General features: G+C 34.4%; 13 protein-coding genes and 1 pseudogene. 9 read left to right on the forward strand and 5 right to left on the reverse strand.

Annotation, left to right across the window (positions count from 1 at the left end; all coding sequences use genetic code 11):
• Positions 1-76 precede the first annotated feature (76 nt).
• Positions 77-1,105: a YeiH family protein gene (locus G6O70_RS01340; RefSeq protein ID WP_057870155.1), complete on the reverse strand. Its 1,029-nt coding sequence runs from the start codon at positions 1,103-1,105 to the stop codon at positions 77-79.
• Positions 1,106-1,215: 110 nt separating this feature from the next.
• Between G6O70_RS01340 and G6O70_RS01345 the strand changes: the two genes are divergently transcribed.
• Together G6O70_RS01345 and G6O70_RS01350 are read left to right on the forward strand one after the other, a co-directional pair.
• On the forward strand, positions 1,216-2,103 hold the full coding sequence (locus G6O70_RS01345) for a LysR family transcriptional regulator (protein ID WP_057870154.1): 888 nt from the start codon (positions 1,216-1,218) through the stop codon (positions 2,101-2,103).
• Positions 2,104-2,221: 118 nt separating this feature from the next.
• On the forward strand, positions 2,222-3,088 hold the full coding sequence (locus G6O70_RS01350; RefSeq protein WP_258236144.1) for an alpha/beta hydrolase: 867 nt from the start codon (positions 2,222-2,224) through the stop codon (positions 3,086-3,088).
• 181 nt (positions 3,089-3,269) lie between these two features.
• Here G6O70_RS01350 and G6O70_RS01355 read toward each other — a convergent pair whose 3' ends face one another.
• A complete protein-coding gene (locus G6O70_RS01355; RefSeq protein ID WP_057870152.1) occupies positions 3,270-5,780 on the reverse strand; it encodes a PRD domain-containing protein in 2,511 nt (836 codons plus the stop codon).
• 277 nt (positions 5,781-6,057) lie between these two features.
• Between G6O70_RS01355 and G6O70_RS01360 the strand changes: the two genes are divergently transcribed.
• The 7 genes and pseudogenes from G6O70_RS01360 to G6O70_RS01390 all read left to right on the forward strand — a co-directional run bounded on the left by G6O70_RS01360 (position 6,058) and on the right by G6O70_RS01390 (position 12,349).
• Entirely contained in the window at positions 6,058-6,492 is a 435-nt protein-coding gene (locus G6O70_RS01360; protein ID WP_057870151.1) for a PTS sugar transporter subunit IIA, read from the forward strand.
• A gap of 14 nt (positions 6,493-6,506) precedes the next feature.
• The gene (locus G6O70_RS01365) at positions 6,507-7,001 is read left to right on the forward strand and encodes a PTS sugar transporter subunit IIB (protein WP_057870150.1); all 495 of its coding nucleotides are present in this window, start codon (positions 6,507-6,509) and stop codon (positions 6,999-7,001) included.
• 24 nt (positions 7,002-7,025) lie between these two features.
• Positions 7,026-7,880 carry a PTS mannose/fructose/sorbose/N-acetylgalactosamine transporter subunit IIC gene (locus G6O70_RS01370; RefSeq protein ID WP_057870149.1) on the forward strand — a complete coding sequence of 285 codons (855 nt, stop codon included), beginning with the start codon at positions 7,026-7,028 and terminating at the stop codon, positions 7,878-7,880.
• A 2-nt stretch (positions 7,881-7,882) separates the two neighbouring features.
• On the forward strand, positions 7,883-8,728 hold the full coding sequence (locus G6O70_RS01375) for a PTS system mannose/fructose/sorbose family transporter subunit IID (RefSeq protein WP_057870148.1): 846 nt from the start codon (positions 7,883-7,885) through the stop codon (positions 8,726-8,728).
• A 30-nt stretch (positions 8,729-8,758) separates the two neighbouring features.
• The gene (locus G6O70_RS01380) at positions 8,759-9,100 is read left to right on the forward strand and encodes a hypothetical protein (protein ID WP_057870147.1); all 342 of its coding nucleotides are present in this window, start codon (positions 8,759-8,761) and stop codon (positions 9,098-9,100) included.
• Between the two features lie 184 nt (positions 9,101-9,284).
• Positions 9,285-10,960: pseudogene (locus tag G6O70_RS01385) on the forward strand (IS1182 family transposase).
• Positions 10,961-11,020: 60 nt separating this feature from the next.
• Positions 11,021-12,349: an MFS transporter gene (locus G6O70_RS01390; protein ID WP_057869249.1), complete on the forward strand. Its 1,329-nt coding sequence runs from the start codon at positions 11,021-11,023 to the stop codon at positions 12,347-12,349.
• Between the two features lie 420 nt (positions 12,350-12,769).
• Here the strand turns inward: G6O70_RS01390 and G6O70_RS01395 are convergent, their stop codons facing one another.
• The 3 genes from G6O70_RS01395 to G6O70_RS01405 all read right to left on the reverse strand — a co-directional run bounded on the left by G6O70_RS01395 (position 12,770) and on the right by G6O70_RS01405 (position 19,397).
• Positions 12,770-14,482 (reverse strand): glycosyltransferase family protein, encoded by a 1,713-nt coding sequence (locus G6O70_RS01395; protein ID WP_057869250.1) that lies wholly within the window; start codon positions 14,480-14,482, stop codon positions 12,770-12,772.
• Positions 14,483-14,816: 334 nt separating this feature from the next.
• The gene (locus G6O70_RS01400) at positions 14,817-17,648 is read right to left on the reverse strand and encodes a YhgE/Pip domain-containing protein (protein WP_057869285.1); all 2,832 of its coding nucleotides are present in this window, start codon (positions 17,646-17,648) and stop codon (positions 14,817-14,819) included.
• Between the two features lie 417 nt (positions 17,649-18,065).
• A complete protein-coding gene (locus G6O70_RS01405) occupies positions 18,066-19,397 on the reverse strand; it encodes a serine hydrolase (protein ID WP_057869251.1) in 1,332 nt (443 codons plus the stop codon).
• Between the last annotated feature and the right edge of the window lie 8 nt (positions 19,398-19,405).

Here is a 19,405-nt window from a genome sequence, read left to right on the forward strand (position 1 = left end):
GAATATTCCAAATCTTGGAGATGCTTTTTCGTATAATTATAGTTTCTTATTAAGTTATATGTCAGATAAATAATAATTAAAACCAGAGTTTGCTAACTGTCAAAACAAATATCCCCAAAATAATCGATGATATAAAGACTGCTGCAAATGCAGGAAGTCCTCTCTTTAGTATCACCTTAAAGTTAACACTCATACCTAGCGCAGACATGGCCATCCCTAAAAAAATATATGCAGCTTTGACCAGAATATTTAACATATTCGTTCCTAATGGAGCAAAGGTTCCTACAACACTTGCAAGAATGAAGCCTGCCATAAACCAAGGAATCGGTAATTTCGCAGTTCCCTCTTTCTCAGTATTATCTTGTTTACTCTTTTTTTGATACCAAAAACCTATTAATAATGCTGCTGGGGCCAACATTAGTACTCGAGAAAGCTTAGTAATTATTGCATTATCCAATCCGACTGGTCCTGCAGCACTTCCTGCGGCTACAGCGTGTGCAATTTCATGCAGTGAACCACCCACAAAAACACCAAATTGTGTAGGTGTTAAGTCAAGTAATGGTTTTAGTCCCAGATCAATAAAAGTAAACACAGTTCCCATAATCGCAACGATTGCGACTGCCAATACTTCATTTTCGTGTTGTCGTTCTAATTTTTCTGGTGCTACCTTAATTTGTGGAGATATTCCCATCACTGCGGCGGCTCCACAGATTCCGGTACCACTCGCCGCTAAAATTGCTAATTCAGGTTCCACACCAAACTTTCTTTCAATCAAGTATGTCAAAAAGATTGTACCCGTAACAATCACAATTGCTAATAAAATCGTTTTAATTCCAGCTTGTGCCAACTGAACCAGATTTAATTTGAAACCAAGTAAAATAATTCCTAAGCGTAAAAATTTATTTGAAATAAAAGCTATTCCACCGCTCGCTTGATTTACTAGTTTCTTAGAAGATTGAAAAAACATTCCTAAAATCAATGCGATAATCAGTGCTCCAAAAAGTGATAAATATGGTAATTGTGCCAAAAACGTTCCGATTACAGCACAAATTAATGTCATCACAACTGCAAGCCAAAACGAATAACTCCTTATAGTTCCTATCATTTCCAATCCCTCTTTCAACAATTTACAGATTAATCATACTAATTATTACCCATAAAATAAAATTATGATTTATTATATTAATATAAGTAATAGTTATGTAGGAGGTTCTAATGATTTCACAAGAATATCAGACGTTTTTAGTCCTTAGCCAAACACTCTCATACACAAAAACGGCCCAACAACTTTTCATCTCACAACCTGCTGTGACACAACAAATTCAGCGCCTAGAAAACAGCCTTAATTTAAAATTAGTTATTTATAAGCGACCAAATTTAACATTAACAACTGCAGGCAAGCAACTCGCAGCTTTTTTAACTCGTGCACACGCACAAGCCATTAAAGTATTAAGTAATCTGCAAAATGACAATCAAAAACGTGAAATCTCATTTGGTATTACACGTTCATTAGGTGAAGTTATTGGCAAAAAGATGATTTCAATTATGTTAGACAAAGCTGATTTCACTACAATAAAGTGCCTTGCTGGAAATACCGCAAGTATTTTATCGCAGATTGACAACGGAACAATCGACTTTGGTATTGTCGAAGGAAACTTCGAGAAGCACAATTTTTCATACCATATCATTAGAAACGAACCCTTTGTACCTATTGTCAGTGCTACTCATCCATTAGCACGAAAACAAAGAGTAACTTGGAACGAATTGTTATCATATCCCCTAATCATAAGGGAAGAAGGTTCTGGATCACGGGAAATCTTGACTTCTCTTGCTCAAAAGGAAAATATAAGTCTTACTGATTTTTCTCAACTATTGACAATCTCCGAACCAACATTACTACGCCTTCTCGTCAAAGACGGAGCAGGAGTTAGCTTCTTATACAGAATTTTAGTAGAAAATGATTTAAAAAAAGGAGTTCTTAAACAATTGCCATTGCAACGTGGAGTGGTCGAGCATGAACTTTACTTTGTTTATGCTAAAGAAAGTTTTTTTGCTTCCGATTATGAGAAATGGTTTCACTCACTTGAGCAACTAAATAATTAAGTATTTGTAAATATTCTAAAAATCAGATTATATTTTATATAAACCTATCATTATTTTCTCGTTCAATATGATATTCTGACTCAAAGGGATTTAATTCATTGTATAGTTAGGGGAAATTATGATGAAACGCAAATTATTATTTGCCATTATAATAATATTACTTGGATGTACTTCAAGTTGGGGTGTCGTTCATGGTGCCTCCACAAAAAAAGCAGGTTTCAAAAAAACTGATATACCTACTTTCTTCATCCATGGCTACGGTAGCAGTTACCGTGCCGAAAGATATATGGTAAATTCTGCAACTGAAAATGGGGTTACCAATACTGTTGTTCGCGCAAATGTACGACGCAACGGCTCAATCCGTATACTACATAGTTCTCGCTGGACAAATCAAAGTTACAACCCATTAATAGAAGTTAATTTTATCGCCAATCATAATCGCAACTATCCTCGTTATGCTTTTTGGTTTGGCAAAGTTTTAAAACAACTTCAATCCCAGCATCACTTTACAAAGTATAATGTTGTCGCTCATTCATTAGGTAATCTTGACTTAATGTATTATTTACTTGGTCACGAAAAAAAGACTGCCCAATTAGTACACCAAGTTGACATTGCGGGGCCATTTGACGGTTCAAATATTGATGGTTTTCGCTTTCCCGATAATAAGTTAGCTGCTGATAGTCGTCCACAAAAAATGAGTGATTTCTATCACTTCTTCTTGAATCGAAAAGAAAATTATCCAATTAATCAGGTTCATGTACTCAACATCTATGGAAACCTGGACAACGGATCAAACTCAGATGGTCGTGTTAGTACCACATCTGCTCGTTCACTTAAATATCTAATCGGTAACCGTGCAAAAAGCTATCACCAAGTGGAATTTAAAGGCTGGGATGCTCAACATCATATGCTCCGACAAAATCCCCAAGTGAGCCAAAAGATAATCAAGTTTGTTTGGGGAAGGGATAATGATAGAGCATCATAAATTTAGTTAGTTTAAAAAAACTAAACCATTGGTTTACCAAAATAGAGGAGAATAGTGAAAATTGTTTTTTAATTTTCACTATTCTCCTCTATTTGTTTATAAAAAAGATATAATGCTGTAAATTCTTTTTTGAGTATAGTTGTAAAATTTACTTTTGCTAAATCGAATAATATATCACTTTCTACTTATCAATAAAAATAAAATCCTTGAGCAGTTGGTAAAGCAACTCTATCTCATAATTTTGAACCTTAATATTGAATTTTTGTTCCACCGGTTGAAAGATTCCTTTAGATAAAGAAATAAAATCTTTCTTCCTAGGAGTTAACGATGCTTCTTGGAATGAATTCTCTGAAACTGTTGTACTTACAAGCATTCGTTCAATCATAAGTGATAAATGCATATATAGATTTAATTTCAGTCTTGGTTCAAATTTTACGTTATAAAAATTCTCATAATGAGATACAATGTCTTGACTTTCTTGGATCACAACATCTGGATTTAAAATTTGCAAACGCCCACGGATTCCTTCAATTGATAAAAAGCGTAATAAGCGTTCAATCAGTAAATTACTAGATTTTTGAGTTTCTCCCGTTTGAAGTAGAATTGTTTCTAATTTTAATGAAACTGATTTGTCAAAAATATTATAAATGTTAATAATATCAATCCCCATATCACCGCTAACATCTGTAGTAGTTAAGATCAACTGTGTATTTGAAAAAAATTGACGATCATTATTTTTTAACAACGCATGCAGGTGCTTGTAATCAATGGCAATTACCTCTAATGATAGGGAAAGTGTTTCCTCAATCAATTTTTTTAATTCTTCCGAAAGACCTACTCCTGACATACATGAAACAATAATGTTTTTTCGATTCGATAATCCCTCATAGTATTGTGTATCTGTAGTTGAACTATATTTTTGGCTAGCATCTGCGATTGATTGGAAAAGTTCATTGCGTTGAATTCGCAAACCAATATCAAGTGCCATTGAAGTTGTAACATTATTAACAACTAAAAGTTCCTGATCGGATACTTTTTTTATTTCCCTGAACATTTCCCTTAGAGAACCCATATCAAACAAAATAATATTGCCTTTCGGAGAAGAACCTTGATCAACTAAGTAATCACGCACGTATGCATTTATCCTATTAATGGAAACATCAATAGGCATATCAAAAGCCTCAAAAAAATAGTTACCACAAAGTGTGTTGACGACCTGTTGAATACTGGATGCTGTGTGTTCTCCATGCGTAAGTAAAATTGCATTGTAGTGTACTGATTCAATCTTCTCTGAACACTGAACCATCAATACGAAAAATGGTAGATAATAATATGCACTTTTTATATTTTGAGGGGCTATTTTGTTAAGTAGTTGTTTAAATAGATAATGACTGCGCGGATATCGTTTTTTTATCTCAACTTGAAGTTTAGGTACAGATTCTGTAATTGGTAGATTATCACCACATAGACTAGCGAAGACAAAAGCAAGTGCAACATAGCGCCAAAAGTTGTCATCATCTTGAAAAGTAACTCCATATTGATGTGTAATAGCTTCCTGCGAAGATTGGCGAATTGTTTGAGAAAGTGCTGTTAAGAGAGATTCGCTAACAGTAGTATCAACCTGATTAAGCACTTTAAGCACTAAGAAGTTTTGCTCAGTGATAGTTTCCCCTGCGAGGAGTGATTCTGAAAGTTCTTTAAGTAAGTTAGTTGCTGTTGGCCCAAGCTGTAATGCACTAGTCACTAATGAAGTGATTCTCGTTTCTAGTAATTCACGATTTGGTGTTATACAAATTGCATTTTCATCGGCCTTACTAATTACTAATTGCTTAATATTAGGTGCTTTTGCGTATGCCTCTGCACACAATAACTGTATTCGATTGTTAAGTTCACTGATACTACCAACATTGGTGAATTTAGCCAACTTAATCAGTAAACGCGGTGAAATTACAATATCCTTACCTATTTTGTTAGCTTGCCGCTGTAAAAATAATCCTACAAATGTAATTCTTTCATCGAGTGGACGTTCATTGAGCAAACTCAAGCGAATTTGTACTAAAGCACAATTAAAATCAATATAATTTGTATTATTTAGGTCTGTGATTGCTGAAAAAATAAAGCGAATATTTGTTTTTTCTTGTTGATTAGCAAGCATAAAGAGTTCGTGCTGTTTTTCAGAATGCAGTACTTGCAAATTTTTGATATATAAAAATCCCGCTTGTTCCTTTTTGCCAATGCTTTGTACTTCTCTTTGCAATAAGTTGAATTTATTTTTATATTTACCACAATCAATTATTTTAAAAACTGCTTCTTGGGTAAAAATACCACGTTGGATTGCTTCCTTGAAGATACCTTGGGCAAGCGACAGTTTTCCAGTACCATGAGCACCTATGATTAAAATAGGAAGTCCATGGCCTGGATAAACAATTGCTTCTATAGCATGATTTATATCCTCTCGTAAACTGCCACGAAACCCTATCAATTCATCAAAAGCAGATTCATCCCTCTTAATTTGCCAGTACACAGGACGGCTCCCTGTTTTTAAGAGCTTTCCTTGTTTTTCTAGCTTGGATAAGTAACTACTTGTCACGCCTCGTGTCAGACCAACAGTATCAGCAGCCTGTTTGGTTGTAATACGTTCATCAGGAAATTGTTGCGCAATTGCTGCGTAAAGTTTTTCTATAGCATTCAAAAAAATCCCTCCTTAAGCACTATCAATCATAATTAAGCACAACATTCAAGTGACTTTTCAATGGTATATGCTTAATATAATAAGTGTAAGCGGTATCTTAATTTAAGTCTAGACAAATCTAAGAAATAGTTTACAAATTCTCATAACGAAAGGAGGTGCTTCCTTCACGATGACTAGTATCAATTGCGTAAAAAATAATTACACACCATTGATAATCAATCATCGGTTTCTGTAAAGCTATATCGATTATGATTTTACGGAAGAGGAAGAGATTAAAATGAAATATTTATTATTGGTTAGTCATGGTGATTTTTCAAACGGATTGAAACAGACTTTGAGTATGTTCGCGGGAGAAACTATTAATTCAGTTATTGCCGTTGGGCTAAAGCCTGATGAAACTAGTACAACTTTAGAACATCACTTCGAGACAATTTTAGAAAAACTTCCAACTGATGCTCAATTTATCGTTCTAGCAGATATTATAGGTGGTAGCCCACTTACAACCGTTTGTAACACTTTGAACAAATATAACAAATTGCAAGATAGCTTCATAATTGGCGGTATGAACTTCTCCATGGCACTAACTGCCTTGATGTCAAAAGACACAATGGATGAGGAAGAATTAAAAGCAAAAATAATGTCAGAATCAAAAGGTGCAATTAAGTTTTTGGATATAGCTGTTGCATCTGAAACTTCTGATGATGATATTTAAAGGGGGATATTATAATGTCAATTTCTTTTGTGCGTATTGATGATCGAATGATTCATGGACTTATCACAGTCCGTTGGGGCAAAGAATATCCGTGTGACGGAATTATTGCCGTAAATGATAAAGCTGCCAATAACCCTGTTTTAGCAGGTGCCTACAAAGCTGCTTCTGACAAAAAAACATTTGTTTGGACACTTGAGCATTTTGAACAGGTCAAGGATAAAGTTTTGAATTCTAAAACCAAGTATTTCTTGATTACTAAAAATCCACAAGATATGAAGAAAATCTTAGTTGATTTCAACTTTCAACCAAGTGACATAAAAACTGTTATCGTGGGTCCTGGTAACGATCGAGACAATGCAATAAAGCTTGGAGATAACCAGTCCTTTACTCAAGAAGAAGGAACGGCTTTTGAAGCAATTGAGAAAAAAGGTTACAAGGTAGATTTTGCACTGTTACCTGATCAACGATTAGGTAGTTGGGATAAATTCAAGTCAAAATTTGGTTATTAGATTTAAAAAAGAGGGGGATTTAAAATGACAATTAGTTGGATTCAAGCAGCACTTTTAGGACTGTTTGCTTGCTTATGTTCTAACTCATGTATGGCTGGCCAAGCGGTCGGTAATTATACAATCGGTCGTCCATTAGTTGGTGGCCTTATCTGTGGTCTTATTTTAGGTGATCTTCAGTTAGGAATTGCCTGTGGTGTTGCTATGCAGTTAGTTTATATTGCACTCGTTACACCAGGTGGAACGGTTTCTGCTGATGTTCGTGCAATTTCTTATATTGGTATTCCATTAGCTATGGTTGCTATTGCTTCACAGGGGTTAAATCCACTTGGTGGTAGTGCAGCTAACCTTGCTAAATCAGTCGGAACATTAGTTGGAACTGTTGGTACAGTTCTCTATTATGCTGTTGCTACTATGAACTTGGTTTGGCAATCATTCGGATGGAAAGATGTTCATAATGGGAAACTTAATAAATTAACGGCTGTTAACTTCGGTTGGCCTTGGATTTCTCACGCTATATTCTCATTCTTACCAACAATGCTTCTTACCTACTATGGTGCTACTGCTGTAACAGCCCTAAGAAATGCTTTGCCTATGGATGGCGTTGCTATGAAAACATTATTCACAGTTGGTGGCATGCTACCATGTGTCGGAATCGCAATTTTACTTCGCCAAATTATAGGTCGGACAGCTGATTTTATTCCTTTCCTTGTAGGTTTTACATTAGCAGCTTCACTAGGTCTTAATTTAGTTTCAGTCACAGTCGTTTCATTGCTGTTTGCAGTTATCATGTATGAAGTTGAAATGTCTAAAGGTGACAAACAAAACAACAGTGTAGTTCCTGAAGGTCCAAATAATGATGACGACGAGGAGGATATTTGATTATGGAAAATACTAATAACACAAAAAAACTTGATAACAAAACCCTGACAAAATCTTTTCATCGCTGGTTTTGGGGCGCGTTAACATGTTTCTCACAAGAACATATGCAGACATTTGGTTATATGGCATCAATGTTGCCAATTCTCAAGAAACTGTATCCAAAACATGAAGATCAAGTTAAAGCAATTAAGGCATATACAGCATTTTTCAATACTAATCCAATGTTAGGAACCGTAATTGTCGGCATTACAGCAAGTATGGAACAAGCACGTGCCAATGGTAAAGAAATTGATGGTGAAACCATTAATGATATGCGTGCTGGACTCATGGGACCAATTGCCGGAATTGGTGATTCTTTGATTGATGGAACTCTTATTCCTATTCTCTTAGGTATTTCTCTAGGTATGTCAACCGGGGGTTCACCACTTGGTGCAATCTTCTACATCGTTGCATGGGTATTAATCGCCTACTTCGGACAACGTTTCCTATATTTCCGTGGTTATCGTTTTGGAGATCAAGCCGTTAGTTTCTTAGTTGGTAAACAAGGAGCTGCTATCCGCCGTGCAATCGGAATTGTTGGTAGTATGGTTGTTGGTGGTGTTCTAGCTTCATGGGTAAACGTTACAACTTCACTTAAATTACATGGAGCAAATGGCAAAGTTTTCCTTAATCTTCAGAACAAATTAGACAGTATCTATCCTGGATTGTTAACAGTTATCGTAACTCTATTCTGCTGGTGGTTAATGACAAAGAAACATGTATCTGCTATTTGGACAATGGTACTTCTCGTAGTAATTTCACTTATTGGTGTTCTACTTGGTTTCTTCAATCCTGGTCTCTCATACTAAAAATAGTCAATAATAAGGGGGAAAGTAAAAATGACAATTCAAGAAATGAAAAAAGGATATGAGGAAGAGGTTGCATATCAGAAGCATATGCTTAAAAATTTAGGTTACTGGTTTCAGCTTTGGACTACTATCAGTGGTCTTGGAATCGTCGTAATTTACTTTTTCCATCACCAAAATTTTTGGCTTAATATACTTGGAATCTCCTTGTTTGTAATGGGTGCTCTGGGAATGCTGATATTTGGGTATGCAGGATGGAAAGGTCAACAAAATATTCATGCACTTATCCATGATTTTGATCAAAAACTTGAGTATTTCTATAAGACACATAAAAATACTGTAAGTTCGAATAGAGAAAAGATTAAACATTCATAATGTTTTCTCGTTAACGAATCAATAATAAAAAAAGGGGCTGTGCCATAAGTCCTAAGTGAAAGAGCTTCACCAGAGAAAGTAATGATTTTTCTGGTGAAGCTCTTTTGGTATAATTAAAAATAAAAAAGCACCGGTTGCAGCCAGCACCTTTACAAACAATACCCCTATAGAAAGGATAATCAAAATGTACGATAATTATAACATAAATCTGACTGTACTTAGTATCAAAACTGACTGGGAACCAAAAGAAAATCATCCTGCACGGATGATTAATCAAATAGTTGAAGACCTTAAAATTAAAGATCCCTACATCTTTGGACGTCCGCGTAAGTATGATCTGCGTGTACTTTTAAAATTAATTTTGTTTGCGTACACAAAAGGTATCTTCAGTAGTCGTCGTATTAATACCTTGGCAGAAGAGAATTTGGCAGCCCGCTGGCTGACGCAAGAACAAGTTCCAGCCTACCGAACAATTTGTCGTTTTAGAATTTCAGATGAAGTTGAGAACTTGATCAATCAATGCATTCAAAAACTAACCAAATATCTAAAGCAAAATAACTTTATTGATGAGGTTACTTTTATTGATGGAACTAAAATTTTGGCTGATGCCAATAAGTATAGTTTTGTTTGGCGTAAGAATACTGTTCGTTTTGACAAGCTTAATCGCTCTGCGATTATATCCCTTCTGAAAGAATTAAATGAAGCTAAGTTTAAATGCCAGCTCCCAGTAGAGACAGATCTTACTTTAGAAATGCTTGATGAAATTATCTTGCGGTTAGAGAATAACTTGAAAGATCTGAATAAAAAGATTGAAAAGGAGCACACCTCTCCAAACCCAGACGTCGAGAACTGAAATCGTTAAAACGAAAACTTAAGTTACGCCAAACTAAGTTATTGGAATATAAAATACAAACTGGAATTTATGGTAAACGAAATAGTTATTCGAAAACAGACCATGATGCGACTTTTATGCGTGTTAAAGAAGATTCAATGTTCAACGGACAGCTAAAACCGGCTTATAATCTACAAATCGCCACGAGTAAACAATTTGTAACTGCCTTTGGCATTTTTCAAAATCCAGGAGATACCAAAACATTAATTCCCTTTTTACAGCAGCAACAAGCAGCTGGAACTTTAGGTAAGTATATTGTGGCCGATGCAGGATACGGTTCAGAATCAAATTATCGATACTTTGAAGATGAATTACCTGAACATACAGCGTTGATTCCGTATGGGACAATGTTGAAAGAAAATAGTCGCAAATGGCAAAGCGATGACCGTAAGGTCATGAATTGGACATATCACCCTAAAGATGATTATTTTATTGATCCGCAAGGAGTTAGATTTAGTTTTTATACTTACCGTAAGCGCAAAGACAAGTACGGGTTTGTACGTGAATTTAAAGAGTATAAGGCAAACAAATATGATAATGATTTTCAAATTGACCACCGAGCGTTCACTAAAAGCGGAAATCTTCGCAAAATAAGTATTAATGACGCTTGGGAGTACTTCAAAGCTAAGGAACGCAAGTTGCTTTCAAATCACCAAACTGGTTCAATTTATGGACGACGTAAAATAGATGTCGAATCAGTTTTTGGTGGATTGAAGGCTTGTTTGGGTTTTAAAAGATTTTCGGTTAGAGGTCTTGAGAAGGTAAAAAAGGAAGCTGGAATTGCCTTGATGGCAATGAACATTAGAAAATTGGTGGCAAAGGTTACCAACTATAACTGTTCTATAAACAAAAAGAAGAGATTAGCGAAAATCAAAGAACGATTTTCACTAATCTCTTCTATTTTGAAGGACTTATGGCACAGCCCCTTTTTTCTTTATTCTAAAAAGGAGGAATTTAAAATGACTTAAGCGACTATTACTCAAATAACAACGATTACTCGAATTTATAATTTTAGGAGGATACTTATAATGACTACTGCTACAAAAACAATCGTTAACTCACAGAGTCTAAGTCAAATAGATAATGCTCGAGATTCTGTTAAAACGGTAATCCTAGCTTCAATGATCGGTACAGCTATTGAATTCTTTGATTTCTATGCTTATGGAACTGCTGCTGCTACATACTTTCCAAAGGTTTTCTTTCCTGAGGTAACCACAACAATCGCTACACTACTAAGTCTGCTCACATTTGGCGTGGCTTTCGTTGCACGTCCTCTTGGATCATTTGTCTTCGGTCATTTTGGAGACAAGGTTGGCCGTAAAAAAACATTGGTTGTTTCGTTGCTACTCATGGGTGGATCAACTGTATTAATTGGATTGCTGCCTGCCTACAGCACTCTTGGATTACTCGCAATTATCTTACTTTGCATTTGTCGTTTCGTTCAAGGTATCGGTCTTGGAGGCGAATGGTCAGGCGCGACACTTGTTGCTACAGAAAATGCTCCTGAGGACAAACGTGCACTCTATGGTGCTTTTCCAGAATTAGGTGCTCCTCTTGGCTTCTTCTTAAGCAATGGTTTATTTTTTCTTCTTGAATCTTTCTTAACTCCTAATCAGATGCTCTCATTTGGTTGGCGTGTGCCTTTTCTAGCTTCTGCAGTCCTTGTTGTTGTTGGTTTTTGGGTCAGGACAAAGATGCAGGAAACACCACTATTCAGACAAGCACAAGCTAAACAACTGACTTCTAAATCTCCATTAACATTGGTCTTTAAGACTTCTTGGCGTCAGATTATCCAAGGTACTCTTATTGTTGCAGTAACCTATACATTATTCTACACATTGGCAACTTGGTCCTTAACTTATGCAATCACAAATTTAGGATTTTCTAATCGTGAATATTTATTTTTATTAATGGGTGCTATTATTGTTTTTGCTATTTTAATTGTATATGCTTCCAAACTTGCAGATATTTTTGGACGTCGCAGAGTTTTACTTGCTTCTTCAAGTGCTTTGATTGTCTTTTCACTGCTCTTTCCATACCTTTTACAAGGGCAGCGTAACTTTACAGGAGCTATTATCTTTTTAGTCGTTGGTTTTACATTAATGGGCGTTGCCTTTGGTCCAGTTGGTGCTTTGTTGCCAGAATTATTTAAGACGGAAGTGCGCTACTCTGGTGCCGGAATCTCTTATAATCTAGCCGCAATTGTCGGTGCAGCATTTACACCAATGATTGCAACTTGGTTAGCTAATAATTGGGGAATAAAATTTGTTGGCCTTTATCTTGGAATAATGGCTGTTGCTTGCTTAATTTCACTCTTAACAGTAGCGGAGACAAAAGATGTTGATTTCTCTGAGTAATTAAAAGTCTAAATAAATTGTAACGAATAATTTATTATATAGTCTATAATTCAAAATAATGATTGAATAATTGGTTAAATATAAATTTTGATCCACTTTTTTATTTCCTTCACATAGATTCTGACTAAATCAATTTTATCTTCTTTCAAAACATCCTCATTTATATTTAAATAGTCTTCACTTTCTAATAAGATTCTACAGTTACTAACAGATTAATTTATCTTTATTAGCACCACCAATTTATAAAATTCGAATACTATTATAACTTTTTTGATTCGTAAAACCCATTTTTTTGAAATCAAAGAGCCAGACCAAATTTAATTTTTGGCCTGGCTTCTTATTTTTCAAACATATATAACTCTCTTTTTTATTCACGCTAAAAGAAGAAAATATTTTTCTATATTTAAATTTACTGTAACCTTATTTCTTTAATTTTCCTACAAAGATCCTTATTATCAACACTATCCATGTTAAACAACTAATAAATAAACTGAAATAAAATAATTTGCTTGGTTGATAAGTTACAGTAATTTTATTATTCTTTTGTGCTGATTTAACTTCAACTGTTCCACGAAAGCTTTTAGTATGAGTTACACGTTTATTATTTAATTTAACTTGTGTTCGATTATAATCGATAATTGGTAAATTTATATTCTCTTCTTTACCACTTTTATGGACTTGATAGATAATAGTGTTTGGTACAGTCTTGGGGACCAATTTAATCTCCCTTTTTCCTATAATAACATAATTGTTATATATTGATTGATTGTATGAACCAGTATCTTTATCAGCATATTTTGGATAATAGTCAGTTTCACCGTTTAAAACTAGATACGAAAAAATATTATTATAATTAGATTTATCAACTAAAGCATTAATCGGTAATGGTATAGGATCACCTTTACTTTCTAGTAAATAATTCTGATTAGCTGCTAAAATACGATCAAAAATTGATTGCATTGATCCATAATATCCAACAATACTTAAAAAAACAAAACTTATGATGGCTATTTTTTTAAGATAGTTCGTCTTAAACTGCTCAAGTAATTGACTTAATACCAACGAAGCCGTAATTGACAAGAAGAAGCTTGAGTAAGTATTAAATCTATAAGGAAATTGAATTTCACCCAAAATATTTAATGCTGTATGGCTATGATCAAGTAATCCCCATGGAACAAGAGTAGTAGACAAACACAAAAAGATAATTCCAATAATATAAATATTCTTTTCTACAATACTTCTTTTTACAAAATACCAGCCAAGAAGAGCAGTTATCAACATAATAATACCTATTGAATGATTAATTGAAATAGTATTCGAGACCGATGCAACTATCATTTCATTAAATGACATTAAAAAATCGAATCCTTTTTTAGGAGAGGCAAGATTTTGACCTATAAAATCTGTAACAAAAGGTACTATAATAAAAGAACTCAACAATAATGTCAAACCTATACTTTTACATAATGCAAGTATCCGTTCAGATTCAAAACGTCTTTGAATAATAATTTTAGAAATTACCAATCCCGTTAGAATCATACTTATTAGATAAACACTTAATAGATGGCTATATAACAACAAACTCATCCCTATTGCAAGTTGTGGCCATTTTTTTAAATTTTTCCAAAAAACATTATAAGCACCTAAGAAAATTAGAGGTACAAATGTATACGCAATAAATTCCCCTAAAACATAATTGTAAAGACCTAAATGTAAATGATATGGCGCAATCGTATAAATAAGTGCAAATATTAAACTCCGACCCCTATTTTTAGAAAAACTATACATAGAATAGTAAGCAATAGTTAGGGTGCTAAATAAAAAAAAGCCATACCAAATAAAAAAAGCGCTGATTGGATTAAAATAAAATCTTAAAAAAGCCCACGGATACAAAAAAACGGTAGGATAAAATAGAAAATTACCTACACCAGTATGATTAAAAGTATAACTAGCAATAAAAGTAAGTAGATGATGTCCCCTTAAATTATGATATATTTCTTCAACTCTTGAAAAATGAAAACTACTGTCAGATGTTAAAGCAAGTTGATTGGATCCAAACAATATAGATGTATATAAAAAAGTAATAGCAGCTAAAAATAATATAATAATAAAATTTTTGTTAATTTTTAACAACGTTTTTCCCCCACAATAATATAAATTATAACCCCTGTTAGATATGATATCATAAGACATTTACTATGTGCGTCTAATTATAGTCCTACGAAAAAATAATTCAGTATTTCCTCATAATTTTTATTTAATATCATTTAAAAAAAGTTGTAACTTTTAATGATCTCAATGTAGTAAAAATGAGAAATGTAATTACCAATCCCAATATATAACATAAAATTTCGAGTACTAATTCAAAGCTAGATTGGAAAATCTTAATTTGTAGAACACAGTTCTTTACAAGTAAAAAAAGATCTCCATAGAGACCTTTTCAAGGTTATCAACTTATTAAATTTGCTTACTTTTCTTCTGTTGCTGGTTCTGCATAACTAACTGAACCATTCTTTCTCTTTGTAACCATTGTTGCCCATAGTAATAATAACGAAGCAATCATAAAGATAAGCATTATTCCAACTGAGAATAGAACCTGATTTGACCCTAATCCAGAAGTCAATGCCTCACGGAATCCAAGAATTGAATATGTCATTGGTAGGAAAGGATTAATTGCTTGGAAGAATCCATTCATACCATTTGTAATATCAATTGGGAATGATCCACCTGAACCACCTAGTTGAATAACTAAGAGAATCATTGCAGCAAATCGACCTGGATTTCCACCAGCAACTGAGAGGAACATTATCAAGTACATCGCAGTAAAGGAGAATATTAGCGCATTAAGAATCATTTGGAAAGGATGATCTGGTATCAATCCTACTGCCATCATTAACAATGTTTCAATTACTGCCGTACCAGTTGCTACAACTGCACCAACTGCAATCTTGCTTAAGAACCATTCTGTTCCTGTACCATCTGGTGTAGATAGACGACGTATTGGATATACTAGGTTAAAGACTAAAGCACCAACATATAATGCAACTGAAAGCATATATGGTGCAAGTGCATACCCATAATTAGGAACAGTACTGTAATTCTTATGAGTCAGTTTAGATGGTGTAGCAAACATATTTGCTGTCTTGTTAGACGTCTTAACTGCATTTACCTTCTTCGCTCCCTTGCCTAAAGCTTTTGCAAGAGCCTTGTTTCCATCAGCTAACTTCGCTGAACCTTGTGTCAATTCTGAAGAATTAGCATTAAGCTGACTTGTCCCGCTTGCTAACTGGTTAACGCCGGATGAGAGTGTTGGCACCTTACTATTAAGTTGAGTTAACCCACTCGCAAGTTGTGCCGTTCCGCTATTCAAAGCAGCACTATTACTATTTAATTCGCTTGTCCCAGAAGCAAGTTGACTTACGCCCGAAACAAGAGTTGGCACATTGCTGTTAAGTGTTCCTAAACCAGTTGCAAGTTGTGAGGCTCCACTTAATAATTGGTTAGAATTATTATTTAATTCTGTTGTCCCATTTGCCAACTTAGAGATTGCTCCGGTCAAAGTCGGAAGAGCACTTAATAGTTTATTTGAACCTACACTGGCACTATTAACACCACTTGTATATTTAGTAACACCTGCTACTAGAGTATTGAGTTGTGTTCCAGTTGCATTTTCTTGCGCAATCTCTTTTAAAGTTTTTTCATTTACAGCAGATTCATTAAATGAGCTATTATTTCCTATTGAGTTGTTAAGACCGGAAGCTGCCTTTTGAGCAGCCGCAGTTAATTCACTTAATTGTGTAATCTTACCAGCTATACTATCTGCTGAAACATTAGACAAATCAATTTGTGAAATTGAGTTTGCTTTCTGAATTAATTCATTAAAGTTTTTAACAGCTTCCTCTAGTTGACTACTATTAATACTTGTTAAACTAGTATTTATAGAATTTGTAATATTCGTAGTATTTGTGTTAGCTGCTTTTATTTTTTCAAGTTCTGCCTTGTCACTAGTAGATAACGTTGCTGAGGTTTCTAGTGTATTAACTGCATCAGAAATAGTCTGATTATTAGCTTGAATCTGCTTTACCCCAGTTGTCATACTAGATAAATTATCTACTAACGGACTAAGTTGTGTTAATGTACTTCCATAATTTTTATAAAAGCTTTGTAAACTTTGTAAAAAAGTAATCATATCATTTAAGTTATTTAATTCACCATTAGAATTTAAACTTTGAACACTATTGTTAATCATTGTAGTTGTTATATTTAAAACAGAAACAGGGTAAGGTAAATCATTTGCTAATTTTTGTACATTAGAATTTATCTGCTTGGAGTTTCCCTTCAATGTGTTTAATCCTGTATTCAAATCTGTTAATCCACTTGTTAGTGAAGAAGTTTTACTATTCAAAGTACCCAAACCTGAATTAACCTGGCTGACTCCACTCGTATATGTTCCCAATCCACTCGACAGTGAATTCGAACCCGTAGCCAACTTGCTAACTCCACTCGCAAGTGTTCCTGTACTATTATTCAGCTTTTGTGTCCCTGTATTGACTTTAGCAACACCAGCTGTATATTCTGATACACCACTTTGAAGTGCAGTTGCCCCAGTCGTCAACTTAATTACACCTTGACTCAAAGGTACCACACCTGTTTGTAATTCAATAACACCATCATTAACCTTCTTAACTCCTGCAGTATATGTGTTAAGTCCATCTGATAATGTTGTCGAGCCTTCTTTCAACTTATTAGCACCTTTAGAAGCTGTTGTGAACCCTGTTCCAACCTGTTTAATTGTTGCGAACATTGTTTTTGCATAGGCTTTAGTCACAGTTGCATTAATTTTGGTGTTAAGTTGCTTGGCACCTTCTTCACTAATAACTTTACCAATATAGTTGAGAGAATCGTTCGTCTTATAAGTTAATCTCATTTTTTTCGGATTCTTATTCAAGACAGTGGTAGCATTCTTCGAAAAATTCTTTGGAATAGTAATGATCGTATAATATTTTTTATGCTTCATTCCATCCAAAGCTTTCTTTGCAGAAACGAAGTGCCATTGCAAAGAATCATTTTTTTTCAATTCTTTAACTAATTTGTCCCCAACTTGCATTTTCTTTCCATTGTATGAAACTGCTTTGTCTTCATTGACCACAGCAACCGGTAATGACCCAGCATTCCCGTAAGGATCCCATACCGATTTTAAGAAGAATACTGAGTACAAAAAAGGTATGAACATAATTGCCAAAATTGTAGCAATCAGCAACTTATGATTCAAAATATTCTTGAACTCCTCTTTAATCATATTCAATTTTCTTTCTCCTCCGTTTTTTTAATCATCTACTTCAACAATCTATAATATACACTCAATATCCATGAAAAACAAGAAAGTTATGTCCTTGCCCATTTCATTAATTAACCTTATGAATTTCTTAATAACTTAATTATTATCACTTGTGCTGTTTTTTTCATCCCACACCATTTTTAAATGCTTTCCCACCATTTTAACTGGGGTTATGCTGCTAGTACAGGTCGTCCAAGTAAAAAAATGGAGTAAAGATTGAATGTTTAAAATCATTTCCAATTAACTAGCTTATTATCAGCTTACATAAATACTTTGTCACAAAAAAAATCAGTTCAAAAATGAACTGATTTTTTATATTTTGCTACCAATTATTAAACAATCAATTATCCAGATATATTTCAAAAAATTAATTTTGCTTTAGAATAAATTACTGAAGAAATTCTTAATCGCACGACCCATAATAACAAAAACATTTGCCTTCTCAATTTTTTGTGTATTCACAGCTGCTAGTTTCAACTTACTTGAACCATTCAAGAAGCTTAACTGCTGTCCCTTTACACTAAGTGATAATGTACCAACATTCTTCCCCTTTGCCAGAGGTGCTTCCAAGCCACCATTCTTGTATAGCTTCTTGTTTGCAGTTAATTTTGCTGAGATGTTCTTAGATGACACACCATTTTTAAGCCAAATATTAGTAGCTTTTTGATTAACAACCTTCGTAGTTAACTTTTTACCATGGAATGTTGGTAAAGAGTTTGCCTTCTTAAATGTCTGATTAGCGGCAATCTTTGTATACGTAAAGTTATTGTATACATATGACATCAATTTTTGTGTCTGTGTGAATCTCGACATATCCGTATCACCAGTATGCTGCGCACCCATCACAACAGTGATTATTCGATGTCCGTCCTTATGAACCGTTCCAGTGAAATCAGCTCCAGCACTATCTGATGTCCCTGTCTTCAATCCATCGACTGGTAGTTCAGTATATGCACTCGCTAATCCCTTCAACATCCAGTTCCAGTTTTCCATCTCAGTTTCACTAGTACCATTGTTGAATTTCATCTTTGTAACACTCGTGGTTTTCAAAATGTCTGGATAATATTTCAAAATCTTTTCTGCAACAATCGCCATATCTTTTGCAGATAACTTATTAACTGCATCTGATGAAGCTCCTGGATACTTAGCATCACCTACTTGGTTGTCATCAAGTCCCGACGAAGTGTATAATTCTGCATCCTTGATTCCCCAACTCTTAACCAAAGCTCTCATTTTATCAACGAATGTCTTTTGTGAACCAGATACCGCATTAGCAAGTGTCATGACTGCACCGTTAGCAGAATAAATTAAACTTGCTTGATAAAGTTGTTTAACTGTATATGTATGATCCTTTAGCAGTGGAACGTTTGAAAGTGTGGTGTCCTGACTCACTTCATAAGAGTCACTATCAACTGAAACCTTCTGATTCCATGATAATTTTCCTTCTTTAATTGCTTGTAACACCAAATAAATCGAAATCAATTTACTCATCGAAGCAATCGGTAAAGCCTGATCCTCATTCTTCGCATACAGGACTTGACCTGTGTTCGCATCAACAGCAATTGCAGATTTAACGTCCAAACTCAAATCTTGTGCATTGGTACTATCAGCGCTAACTTGTCCAGCATTAAATATTCCTGCGCTTGCAGTAAAAGCTGTAGTTGCAACTACTAAGCTTAAAAACAATTTCTTTGTTCTTTTAAATAACATTTCTTCCT

This window comes from Liquorilactobacillus hordei DSM 19519 (assembly GCF_019443985.1).
GTDB classification, from domain to species: domain Bacteria; phylum Bacillota; class Bacilli; order Lactobacillales; family Lactobacillaceae; genus Liquorilactobacillus; species Liquorilactobacillus hordei.

Excerpts from the sequence above, each read along its gene's own strand:
- G6O70_RS01345 (WP_057870154.1), top strand. The coding sequence starts at position 1,216 with ATGATTTCACAAGAATATCAGACGTTTTTAGTCCTTAGCCAAACACTC.
- G6O70_RS01390 (WP_057869249.1), top strand. The coding sequence starts at position 11,021 with ATGACTACTGCTACAAAAACAATCGTTAACTCACAGAGTCTAAGTCAA.
- G6O70_RS01380 (WP_057870147.1), top strand. The coding sequence starts at position 8,759 with ATGACAATTCAAGAAATGAAAAAAGGATATGAGGAAGAGGTTGCATAT.
- G6O70_RS01370 (WP_057870149.1), top strand. The coding sequence starts at position 7,026 with ATGACAATTAGTTGGATTCAAGCAGCACTTTTAGGACTGTTTGCTTGC.
- G6O70_RS01365 (WP_057870150.1), top strand. The coding sequence starts at position 6,507 with ATGTCAATTTCTTTTGTGCGTATTGATGATCGAATGATTCATGGACTT.
- G6O70_RS01340 (WP_057870155.1), bottom strand. The coding sequence starts at position 1,105 with ATGATAGGAACTATAAGGAGTTATTCGTTTTGGCTTGCAGTTGTGATG.
- G6O70_RS01405 (WP_057869251.1), bottom strand. The coding sequence starts at position 19,397 with ATGTTATTTAAAAGAACAAAGAAATTGTTTTTAAGCTTAGTAGTTGCA.
- G6O70_RS01360 (WP_057870151.1), top strand. The coding sequence starts at position 6,058 with ATGAAATATTTATTATTGGTTAGTCATGGTGATTTTTCAAACGGATTG.
- G6O70_RS01400 (WP_057869285.1), bottom strand. The coding sequence starts at position 17,648 with ATGATTAAAGAGGAGTTCAAGAATATTTTGAATCATAAGTTGCTGATT.
- G6O70_RS01375 (WP_057870148.1), top strand. The coding sequence starts at position 7,883 with ATGGAAAATACTAATAACACAAAAAAACTTGATAACAAAACCCTGACA.
- G6O70_RS01350 (WP_258236144.1), top strand. The coding sequence starts at position 2,222 with ATGATGAAACGCAAATTATTATTTGCCATTATAATAATATTACTTGGA.